A 10,292-nucleotide genomic window follows, 5' to 3' on the forward strand; every position below is an offset into this window, starting at 1 on the left:
TCGACCCGGCCACCCTGGACCCGGCGACACTGGGGCCGGCGAGCGACATCACCCCCGAGACCGCCGACGCCGTCGACGACCTCGTCATCGCCGGTCGCCGCTTCTCCTCCCGGCTCATCACCGGCACGGGCGGCTTCACCGACCTCGCCGTGCTGGAGCGGGCGCTGCGCGCGTCCGGCACCGAGATGACGACGGTCGCGGTCCGCCGTGTCTCCCCCGACGCCCGCGGCTCGCTGCTGGACGTCCTGCGCCGCCTCGACGTCCTCGTCCTGCCGAACACCGCCGGCTGCCGCACCGCCCGCGAGGCCGTCACCACGGCGCGCCTGGCCCGCGAGGCGCTCGGCACCGACTGGGTCAAGCTCGAGGTCGTCGCCGACGACGAGACGCTGCTGCCCGACGCCGTCGAGCTGCTGGAGGCCGCCGAGCAGCTGGCCGCCGAGGGCGCGACCGTCCTGGCGTACACCAACGACGACCCGGTGCTGGCCCAGCGCCTGGAGCAGGCCGGGTGCGCGGCCGTCATGCCGCTGGGCGCGCCGATCGGCAGCGGCCTCGGGGTCCTCAACCCGCACAACGTCGCGCTCATCGCCGAGCGGGCGCGGGTGCCCGTCGTGCTCGACGCCGGCGTCGGCACCGCCTCCGACGCCGCCCTGGCGATGGAGCTCGGGTGCGACGCCGTCCTCGTCGCGAGCGCCGTCACCCGGGCCCACCGCCCCGAGCAGATGGGCCGGGCCATGCGCCTGGCCGTCGAGTCCGGCCGCCTCGCCCGTCTCGCCGGGCGGGTGCCCAAGCGGCACCGGGCGCTGGCGTCCTCCCCGACCGCCGGCATGCCCGACGTCGGCTCGGCCGACGCCCGAGGCACCGGCGGCGACCCAGGCGCGAGAGGAGACTTCGGATGACCACCTACCCCGTCCCGCCGCTCGTCCAGCCGGGGCCACCGCTGCCCGGTGACCGCTCGCGGCGGTACGCCCGCCAGGCCGTCCTGCCCGAGCTCGGCGACCTCGGCCAGCGGCGCCTGGCCGCCGCGCGCGTGCTCGTCGTCGGCGCCGGCGGCCTCGGCTCGCCCGTCCTGCTGTACCTGGCGGCGGCCGGCGTCGGCACCCTCGGGGTCGTCGACGACGACGTCGTCGACCGCTCGAACCTCCAGCGCCAGGTGATCCACCGGGAGGACGGCGTCGGCCGGGCGAAGACCGAGAGCGCCGCCGAGGCCCTCGGGCGCCTTGACAGCGGCGTCGAGGTGGTCCAGCACCGCGAGCGGCTGACCGCCGACAACGCCCTGCGCCTGGTCGGCGGCTACGACCTGGTCGTCGACGCCAGCGACGGCACCCCCACCCGGTACCTCGTCGACGACGCGTGCGGGCTCGCCGGCGTGCCCTACGTCTGGGGCTCGGTGCTCGGTTTCGCCGGGCAGGTCGGCACGGGGTGGGTCGGCGACGGCCCCTGCTACCGCGACCTGTTCCCCGTGCCGCCGACCGACGCCCCCACGTGCGCGGAGGTGGGCGTGCTCGGCGCAGTCTGCGCGAGCGTCGGCGCCGTCATGGCGACCGAGGCGCTCAAGCTGCTCGTCGGCGTCGGGGAGCCACTGGTCGGGCGGGTGCTCGTGCTCGACGCGCTCGCCGCGTCCTGGCGGACCCTGCGGGTGGGGCGAGACCCGAGGCGCACGCCGCCGCAGGACCTCTCGGCGCACGCGGCGCACCAGCCGCCCGAGGTCGAGCACGTCGACGCCGCCGGGCTGCGGGCGCTGGTCGAGGGCGGGGCGCGCGTCCTGGACGTCCGCGAGCCCGACGAGCACGCGACCGGCGTCGTGCCCGGCTCGGTGCTCCTGCCGCTGGGCGAGGTGCTGGCCGGCGAGCGCCCGCAGGTGCCCGACGGCGCCCCCCTCGTCGTCGTCTGCGCCGCCGGCGGCCGCTCGGCGCAGGCCGCGGCGGCCCTGACGGCGGCCGGCGTGCCCGACGTCGTCGACCTTCGCGGCGGCCTGGCCCGGTGGGACGGGCCCCTGGTCAGCCCCTGACCGGCGCCGGGCGGGCCAGCCCGAGGTGCTCGCGCAGCGTCGTGCCCGCCGGCTCGGGCGCGACGAGCCCCCGGCGGCGCAGCTCGGGCACCACGTGCTCGCAGAAGGTCTCCAGGTCACCGGGCAGCGAGGGCGGCATGAGGTTGACGCCGTCGGCGGCGCCCGTGCGGAACCAGTGCTCCAGCTCGTCGGCGACCTGCTCCGGCGTCCCCAGCACCGTCGCGTGCCCGCCGCCGGCCGCGAGACGCCCCAGGAGCTCGCGGACCCGCAGCCGCCCGCCGTCGGCCGACCGCTCCGCCGCGAGGATCCGCAGGATCGTCCGGTAGCGCCCCTGCGGCCCCGTGAAGGACTCCGCAGGAGGCAGGTCCGGCACCGGGGCGTCGACGTCCCACGCCGAGGTGTCCTGGCCGACGAACCCCCCGAGCTGGGCCAGGGAGTGCTCGACGGGCAGCAGCGCGTCCAGCGCGGCGCGGTGGCGGCGCGCCTCCTCCTCGCTCGAGCCGACGAAGGCGACGAGCCCCGGCATGACGGCCACCGACGCCGGGTCCCGGCCCGCGGCGGCGGCGCGCCGGCGCACCTCCCGCGCGTGCGCCCGCGAGGTCTCGGCGTCGTGCGCGACGGCGTAGACGCCGTCGGCGTAGCGCGCCGCCAGGTCGAGCCCGGCCTCGGAGGCGCCGGCCTGGAAGAGCACCGGGCGCCCCTGCGGGCTGCGGGGCACGGTGAGCGGGCCCGCGGTGCGGACGAAGGGGCCGTCGTGGTCGACGGCGTGCACGGCCTCCGGGTCGGCCCAGCGCCCCTCGCGGTCGACCTCGACCGCGTCGTCGTCCCAGGAGTCCCACAGCGCCAGCACGGCCCGGACCACGTCGTCGGCCCGCGCGTACCGCTCGGCGGACGGCGGCATGGCGGCCAGGCCGTGGTTGCGGGCCTCGGCGTCCGTCATCGACGTGACGACGTTCCACCCGACCCGCCCGCCGGAGAGGTGGTCCAGGGACGCCAGCGCCCGGGCGATCGCGAACGGCGCGAAGAAGGTCGTCGAGACGGTCGTGACGAGCCCGACGGTCGACGTCGCGCGGGCCATCGCCGCGAGGGTCGTCAACGGCTCCAGCACCCACGTCGGCCCGTGCTGCACCGGCCCGACGGCGTGCCCGTCGGCGAGGAAGACGGCGTCGAGCCCGCCCCGCTCCGCGGTGCGCGCCAGCTCCTCCCAGTAGGTGACGTCACCCAGGCGGTCCGCGGGCGAGCCCGGCTGCCGCCAGGCCGCGACGTGGTGGCCGCAGGCGTAGAGGAAGGCGTTGATACGCAGGTGCTTCTGGCCGCCGACGGGGTCGCCGGTCACGGGACGACGACGGCGCGACCGACGACGTCGCCGGCGGCGAGCGCGGCGAGCACGTCGGGCAGCTCTTCCAGCGGGGCGACGCGGTCGAGGAGGACCCGCACCTCGCCGCGGGCCACGAGGTCGAGCCCGAGCTCCAGCTCGGCGAGCGTGCAGGAGACCGCCGTCAGCACCCGGTGCTCGCCGACGACCAGCTGGAGCGGCGAGAGCGTCACGGACTCGTGGCTGTAGCCCACGTAGAGCAGCGCCCCGCCGGGGGCGAGCGCCGCGAGCGCGGCGTCCGCCGTGGCCTGCGTGCCGACGAGGTCGACGACGAGGTCGGCCCCGCCCGTCAGCTCCTGCACCTGTGCCCCGACGTCGCCGTCGGCCGGGTCCACGACCCACTCGGCGCCCAGGTCGGTGGCCGCGTCCCGTCGGGCCTGCGAGCGGGCGACGGCCAGCACGCGGGCGCCGCGGCGCCGGAGCACCTGCACGAGAGCCAGGCCCACGCCGCCGGTCCCGTAGACCACGACGACCTGGTCGGCGCGGACGTCGCCGACGGCGGCCGCGTGCAGCGCCGTCGTCACGCTGCAGGTCACCGGCGCGGCCGAGGTGAGGTCGAGGCCTTCGGGGACCCTCGCGAGGCTGCGGGCCGGGACGACCAGCTGCTCGGCGAAACCACCGTCGGAGGCGAAACCGAGCATGCCCGCCGGTGCGGCGCAGGTGTTCTCGCGCCCCGTGCGGCACGGGCGGCAGTCCCCGCACGAGTGCAGGTAGTGGACGGCCACGCGGTCCCCGACGTCCCACCGCGCGACGCCGTCGCCGACGGCCTCGACCGTGCCGGCCACCTCGTGGCCGAGCGTGACGGGGAAGCGGGGCGCGGGCAGCAGCCCGTCGAGGAAGTGCAGCTCGGTGGCGCAGACGCCAGCGGCGCCCACCCGCAGCAGCACCTCCCCCGGGCCGGGCGAGAGGTCGGGGACCTCGACCACCTCGAGGACGTCGCGTGGGGTGGCACCGGGTGCCTGGACGGCGGTCAGACGAGCAGCGCGCACGGGCGCTCCTTCCCTCCGCTGGGCCTGCCGCCCAGCCAGGTTCGACCGGTCGACGGCGGCAGCCGTCCTCTCAGCCCGTCCCGTGGGGCTCCCGGAGGTCGCCGCGGACGCTAGCAGCGCCGTCGCCCCTGCTCACGGCCCGACGTCACCGCCGGGACGGCGCGGCAGCAGCCGTCCGAGGCCGGCCAGGCGACCCAGCGCCACGAGGACGACGACGGCCGAGCCGGGGGCGAGCCGCTCCAGCAGCGCCGGCAGCACCGCGGTGGCGCCGACGAGCACGCGCGGCCGGCGCCGCTCCACGCCCCGGAGCACCCGCTCGGCGACGTCCACGGGGCTCATCCGCAGCATCCGCTCGAAGGCGGCCCGGCCGGCGTCGGCGTCCTGCGCCGACAGCGCCGCCGCCGCGGGCGCGTCGGCCGCGAGCCGGGTCCTGGTGCCACCGGGCATGACGCACGTGACGCCGACCCCCTCGGGCGCGAGCTCGACCCGCAGCGCCTCGGCGAACCCGCGGACGGCGAACTTGCTCGTGGCGTAGGCGCTCTGGCCCGGCGGCGCCACGAGCCCGAAGACGCTGGAGACGACGGCGACGTGCGCACCGGGCGAGGCCCGCAGCCGCGGCAGCAGCGCCCCGACCACCTGGACCGTGGAGCGCAGGTTCACCTCGACGACCCGCCAGAACTCCTCGTGGGTGAGGTCGGCGAACAGCCCGCCCACCGCCGTCCCCGCGTTGGCGACGACGAGCGTGACGCGCGGGTGGTCGGCGAGGACGGCCTCGCACGCCCGCGCCGTCGCACCGGCGTCGGCGAGGTCGACGACGTACGTGCGCACCGACAGGTCGGGGTGGCGGGCCGAGAGCCGCCGCGCCAGCGCCGCCAGGGCCTCGGCGTCGCGGTCGAGCAGGGCGAGGTGGCTGCCGCGGGCCGCCAGCAGCCGGGCCAGCGCCGCGCCGATGCCGCCAGCGCCCCCGGTGACGACGGCGGTGCCGCCCTCGACGACGTAGCGCTCCACGGGGCGAGCGTGCCAGCCGCCCGGGGCGGCGCGGGTGGCGCGGCGGGAGCCACTCGGCGGCGAGGCCTCGGGTCGCGAGGCGGTGCCCCCACGTCCGCCGGGCCTGGGCCATGCTCAGCCCGTGGCTTCGACCTACCTCCCGATCGAGGAGCACGGCGTCATCGGGGACCTGCGGACCGTCGCCCTCGTCGGCACCGACGGCACCGTCGACTGGTACTGCCCCGGCCGCTTCGACGCGCCGTCGCTGTTCGCCTCGCTGCTCGACGCCGAGAGGGGCGGCTTCTTCTCCCTGGCCGCGCGCACCAGCTCGCGGCCCAAGCAGCTGTACCTGCCCGACACCAACATCCTGCTGACGCGCTACCTCACGCGGGACTCCGTCGGCGAGGTCACCGACTTCATGGTCCCCGAGACGCGCGACCTCACCGCGGCGCGTGACCTGCTCGTGCGTCAGGTGACCTCGGTGCGCGGCCGCACGGGCTTCCGGCTCGTGTGCCGGCCCGCCTTCGACTACGGGCGGGTGCCGCACGACGTCGGGCTGGTCGACGGCGTCGGCGCGGTCTTCACCAGCCCTGCAGGCGCCTTCGTGCTGCGCACGCCGGTGCCGCTGCGGGTGACCGACGACGGGCGCGGCGTCGAGGGGGTCTTCGACGTCGACGAGGGCGAGTCGGTCGACGTCGTCCTGGAGTGGCGCGGAGAGGTCCGCCCCCTGCAGGCCGGCGAGGTGGACGCGCTGCTGACCCGGACCAGCGAGTACTGGCACCGGTGGGTCGCCACGTCCCGCTACCGGGGCCGGTGGCGCGAGATGGTGCAGCGCTCGGCGCTCACGCTCAAGCTGCTCGTCTACCACCCCACGGGCGCGCTGGTGGCGGCGCCGACGACGTCGCTGCCCGAGCAGCTGGGCGGGGCCCGCAACTGGGACTACCGCTACGCGTGGCTGCGCGACGCCGCCTTCACGGTCTACGGCCTCATGCGGCTCGGCTTCCTGGACGAGGCCACCGCCTTCATGGACTGGGTGCAGAAGCGCTGCGACGAGGCGTCGGTCGAGAAGGACGTCTCGATCATGTACAGCATCGACGGCGACCCCGACCTGCCCGAGTCGGTGCTTGAGCACTTCGAGGGCTACCGCGGGTCGAGGCCGGTGCGCGTCGGCAACTCGGCCGTCGACCAGCGCCAGATCGACGTCTACGGCGAGGTGATGGACTCCGTCTACCTCTACAACCGCCGGGTGCCCATCAGCTACGACCTGTGGACGGCGCTCGGCAAGCGCCTGGACTGGCTCGCCGACCACTGGCAGGAGCCCGACGAGGGCGTCTGGGAGGTGCGCGGCCCGCGGCAGCGCTTCACCTACTCGGCGCTGATGACGTGGGTGGCCTACGAGCGGGCCCTGCGGGTGGCGCGCGACCGGGGGCTGCCGGCGCCGACGGAGAAGTGGCGCAAGATCGCCAACAAGGCGCACCGCTTCGTCCAGGAGGACTGCTGGGACCCCGAGCTGCGGGCCTACGTCATGCACCCCGGCAGCCGGTCGCTGGACGCCTCGCTGCTCGTCATGCCGCTCGTGAAGTTCGCGGGGCCGACCGACCCGCGCTTCCTCTCGACGCTCGACCGCATCGGCGAGGAGCTCGTGTCGGACTCCCTGGTCTCGCGGTACGCCATCACCGGCCACGACGGGCTGGAGGGCGAGGAGGGCACCTTCAACCTCTGCTCGTTCTGGTACGTCGAGGCGCTGACCCGTGCGGGCCGGCTGACGGAGGCCCGCATCGTCTTCGAGAAGATGCTCACCTACTCCAACCACCTCGGCCTCTACGCCGAGGAGATCGGCCCCTCCGGCGAGGCGCTCGGCAACTTCCCCCAGGCCTTCACGCACCTCGCGCTGATCTCCGCCGCCGTCAACCTCGACGCCGCGCTCGACCGCGACCGCTGAGCCCCCTGCCCTGCCCTTCCCTGTCCCTCCCGCGAGGAAGGGTCAGGGAAGGAGGGGGTCAGGAGAGAAGGGCCGAGACGCCGACCATCACGGGGATCGACACGAGCGTCGTCACCGAGATGGCGTCGCGCGCCGTCAGCAGCGAGCGGCCGGAGTCGTACCGGGCCACGAGCACGAAGACGTTCTGCGCCGTCGGCAGCGCGGAGATGACGGTGGCGGCGAGGACCTCGGGCCCCGGGAGGCCGAGGACGGGGCCGGCGACGAGCAGCGCGGTCGCCGGCTGGACGAGGGTCTTGAGCACGGTGATGACGCCGAGCTCGGGCAGCGACGAGCCGCGGCCCGGCATCGGGCCGAGCCGCAGGGAGACGCCGAAGGCCAGCAGCATCGTCGGGACCGCCATGTCCGCGACGAGCGCGAGCGGGTTGCCCAGCGCCGTGGGCAGCACCAGGCCCGACAGGTTGAGGAGCAGGCCGACGAGGGCGCCGACCGTGATCGGGTTGCGGAAGGGCACCGTCAGCAGCCGGAGCAGCGAGGGGCGACGGTCCGCCGCGGCCCGGTCGAGCAGGCCGATGGCGATCGGCTGCAGCACGAGCATCTGCAGCAGCAGCACGGGCGCCATCAGCGCGGCGTCGCCCAGCACGTAGGCCGCCACGGGGAGCCCCAGGTTGCCGGCGTTGACGTAGCCCGTGGACAGCAGCCCGGTGACGGCGCCCGTGAGGTCGCGGTGAAGCACGAAGCGGGCGAGCGCCAGGTAGGTCACCGTCACGACGAGCAGCCCAGCGGTGACCGCCGCCACGTAGCCCGTGAAGAGCCGGCCCACGTCCGCGCCCGAGACGACGACGACCATGAGGGCCGGGCTCGCGACCGAGAAGGCCACGCGCGAGAGCACCTTGCGGCCGGTCTCGTCGACGACGCCGAGCTGTGCGACGAGCGCCCCCACCGCGATGACGAGCAGGATGGTCGCGAAGCCGTCGACGACCCCCTGCACCAGGCTCCTCCCGACGGCGTCCGCGGAAACCCTGACCGGGACGCGCCAGATCCTAGAGGATGTCGGATCGCGCATGGGTCGCGGCTAGAGTCCAGGGCGTGGCCCACGTCAACGCGCCGCGGACGACGGAGGTCCTGCGCCGCCAGCTGCTGCGCGACGAGGTGTACGACGCGCTCCTCGACATGCTCCTCGACCAGCGGCTGGCACCGGGCGGCTCGTTGAGCATCGACGGCCTGGCCCGCGAGCTCGGCGTCTCCCCCACGCCCGTGCGGGAGGCCCTCGCCTTCCTCGAGCACACCGGCCTCGTGGTGCGCACGGCACTCAAGGGCTACGCCGTCGCCCCGCACCCAGGAGCCGAGCAGCTCGGGCACCTCATGGAGGCCCGCTCGGTCCTGGAGATCGAGGCGCTCCGCCGCGCCGTCGCCCGCGAGGGGCTCCTGGCCGGCCGCCTTCGCGAGGCGCACGCCGGCCACGAGGCCGCGGCGGCGGCCATGGTCGACGCCTGGGGCCCGGCCTCGCCGCCGCCCGCCGTGGTCATGCGGCACTACTTCGAGGCCGACTGGGCCTTCCACCTCTCGATCGTGGAGGCCTCGGGCAACCCCTACCTGCGCGACATGCTCCAGGGGCTCGGCACCCACCTGCACCGCCTGGTGCAGAGCGCCGGACGTGGCGTCACCGACTGGCAGGCCGCGCTCGCCGAGCACGGCCGCATCCTGCGGGCGGTGGAGGGCGGCGACCCCGACCAGGCCGTCGCCGCGATGGCCGAGCACCTGGCCGGCGTGCGCGAGCGGGCGGTCGACGACACCCTCGCGCTCGCCGGGCGGGTCGCCGACCGCACCTGACCGGCCCGGGGCTTGCGCCCTCACTGATGAGCGCCTAGCCTCCTTCCTATAGGATCTGCGATCTTCAGTGCTGACGACCCGCAGGAGGCAACGACGCCATGAGCACGACCGCACCGTCTCGACCTCGCATCGCCCTGACGCTGGGCGACCCCTCCGGCATCGGCCCTGAGCTGGTGGCCAAGCTCGTCGCCGACCCCGCCAACCGCGGGCGGGTCGACTTCCTCGTCCTCGCCTCCGAGGCCGAGCTCGCGGCCGCCGCCGCCGAGGCCGGGGTCGAGGTCCCCGTGGCCGCCGCGGCGAGCGCGGACGCCGTCGCGGCGCTCGGCAGCGACCTCGCCGACGCCCCGGTCGACCGCGGCCGCGTCAGCGTCGAGGGAGGCCGCCGCGCCATGGCCGACCTGGAGAGCGCTCTCGGCGTCTACGAGCGGGGCGAGGCCGACGCGATCGTCTTCGCCCCCCTCAACAAGCAGGCCCTGGCCATGGCCGGCATGAAGCACGAGGACGAGCTGCGCTGGTTCGCCGACCGCCTCGGCTGGACCGGGACGACGTCCGAGCTGAACCTCGTGCCCGGCCTGACGACGTCGCGGGTCACCTCCCACATCCCGCTGTCCGAGGTCGCCTCCTGCATCAGCGCGCACAAGGTGGCCGAGGCCACGCGCCTGCTGCACACCGTCGTCGCCGCCCAGGGCGTCGAGCGCCCGCAGCTGGCCGTGTGCGCCCTCAACCCGCACGGCGGCGAGGGCGGCAAGTTCGGCCGCGAGGAGATCGACCACATCGCGCCGGCCGTCGCCCTGCTGCGGTCCGAGGGCATCGACGCCCACGGCCCCTTCCCGTGCGACACCCTCTTCATCCGCGCCCGCGAGGGCGACTTCGACGGCGTCGTGACGATGTACCACGACCAGGGCCAGATCGCCATGAAGCTCATGGGCTTCGACCAGGGCGTCACCGTGCAGGGCGGTCTGCCCGTGCCGATCGCCACCCCCGCGCACGGCACCGCGCACGGCATCGTCGGGCAGGGCGTCGCCAGCACCGGCCCGACCCAGCGCGCCCTCGACGTCGCCGTCGAGCTGGTCGAGCGCGCCTGAGCTCCCCCGCGCCTGACCGGCGCGCCGCTCGACCCGGACGACGCCGACCAGGACGACGCCCGACCCGTACGACGCC

Annotated in this window: 9 protein-coding genes; 5 read left to right on the plus strand and 4 right to left on the minus strand. The window is 75.9% G+C overall.

Translation table 11 applies throughout. From position 1 onward, the window contains the following. The first annotated feature begins 29 nt into the window (after window positions 1-29). A complete protein-coding gene (locus tag WDV86_RS08450; RefSeq protein ID WP_445262998.1) occupies window positions 30-896 on the plus strand; it encodes a thiazole synthase in 867 nt (288 codons plus the stop codon). Next, window positions 893-2,008: a ThiF family adenylyltransferase gene (locus WDV86_RS08455; RefSeq protein ID WP_339567177.1), complete on the plus strand. Its 1,116-nt coding sequence runs from the start codon at window positions 893-895 to the stop codon at window positions 2,006-2,008. The genes WDV86_RS08450 and WDV86_RS08455 overlap by 4 nt, the downstream gene beginning before the upstream one ends. Here WDV86_RS08455 and WDV86_RS08460 read toward each other — a convergent pair. The 3 genes from WDV86_RS08460 to WDV86_RS08470 all read right to left on the minus strand — a co-directional run bounded on the left by WDV86_RS08460 (window position 1,998) and on the right by WDV86_RS08470 (window position 5,380). Then, complete coding sequence (locus WDV86_RS08460) at window positions 1,998-3,344, minus strand: LLM class flavin-dependent oxidoreductase (protein WP_339567178.1); 1,347 nt, start codon at window positions 3,342-3,344, stop codon at window positions 1,998-2,000. The genes WDV86_RS08455 and WDV86_RS08460 overlap by 11 nt on opposite strands. Further along, entirely contained in the window at window positions 3,341-4,372 is a 1,032-nt protein-coding gene (locus WDV86_RS08465) for an alcohol dehydrogenase catalytic domain-containing protein (RefSeq protein ID WP_339567179.1), read from the minus strand. Before WDV86_RS08465 ends, WDV86_RS08460 begins: the two co-directional genes overlap by 4 nt. A 132-nt stretch (window positions 4,373-4,504) precedes the next feature. Further along, entirely contained in the window at window positions 4,505-5,380 is an 876-nt protein-coding gene (locus WDV86_RS08470; RefSeq protein WP_339567180.1) for an SDR family NAD(P)-dependent oxidoreductase, read from the minus strand. A gap of 121 nt (window positions 5,381-5,501) precedes the next feature. Here WDV86_RS08470 and WDV86_RS08475 point away from each other — a divergent pair, with 121 nt between their 5' ends. Then, a complete protein-coding gene (locus WDV86_RS08475; protein WP_339567181.1) occupies window positions 5,502-7,301 on the plus strand; it encodes a glycoside hydrolase family 15 protein in 1,800 nt (599 codons plus the stop codon). A gap of 58 nt (window positions 7,302-7,359) precedes the next feature. Here the strand turns inward: WDV86_RS08475 and WDV86_RS08480 are convergent, their stop codons facing one another. After that, on the minus strand, window positions 7,360-8,289 hold the full coding sequence (locus tag WDV86_RS08480) for an AEC family transporter (RefSeq protein WP_339567182.1): 930 nt from the start codon (window positions 8,287-8,289) through the stop codon (window positions 7,360-7,362). Window positions 8,290-8,387: 98 nt separating this feature from the next. Here WDV86_RS08480 and WDV86_RS08485 point away from each other — a divergent pair, with 98 nt between their 5' ends. Both WDV86_RS08485 and WDV86_RS08490 read left to right on the plus strand, forming a co-directional pair. Next, entirely contained in the window at window positions 8,388-9,131 is a 744-nt protein-coding gene (locus tag WDV86_RS08485) for a GntR family transcriptional regulator (RefSeq protein ID WP_339567183.1), read from the plus strand. A gap of 98 nt (window positions 9,132-9,229) precedes the next feature. Continuing rightward, on the plus strand, window positions 9,230-10,216 hold the full coding sequence (locus WDV86_RS08490; protein WP_339567184.1) for a 4-hydroxythreonine-4-phosphate dehydrogenase PdxA: 987 nt from the start codon (window positions 9,230-9,232) through the stop codon (window positions 10,214-10,216). The last annotated feature ends 76 nt before the right edge of the window (window positions 10,217-10,292 follow it).

This window comes from Pseudokineococcus sp. 1T1Z-3, from assembly GCF_037482365.1.
In the GTDB taxonomy this organism is placed as follows: domain Bacteria; phylum Actinomycetota; class Actinomycetes; order Actinomycetales; family Quadrisphaeraceae; genus Pseudokineococcus.

Coding starts and splice junctions, on each gene's coding strand:
- WDV86_RS08455 (WP_339567177.1), top strand. CDS start 893: ATGACCACCTACCCCGTCCCGCCGCTCGTCCAGCCGGGGCCACCGCTG.
- WDV86_RS08490 (WP_339567184.1), top strand. CDS start 9,230: ATGAGCACGACCGCACCGTCTCGACCTCGCATCGCCCTGACGCTGGGC.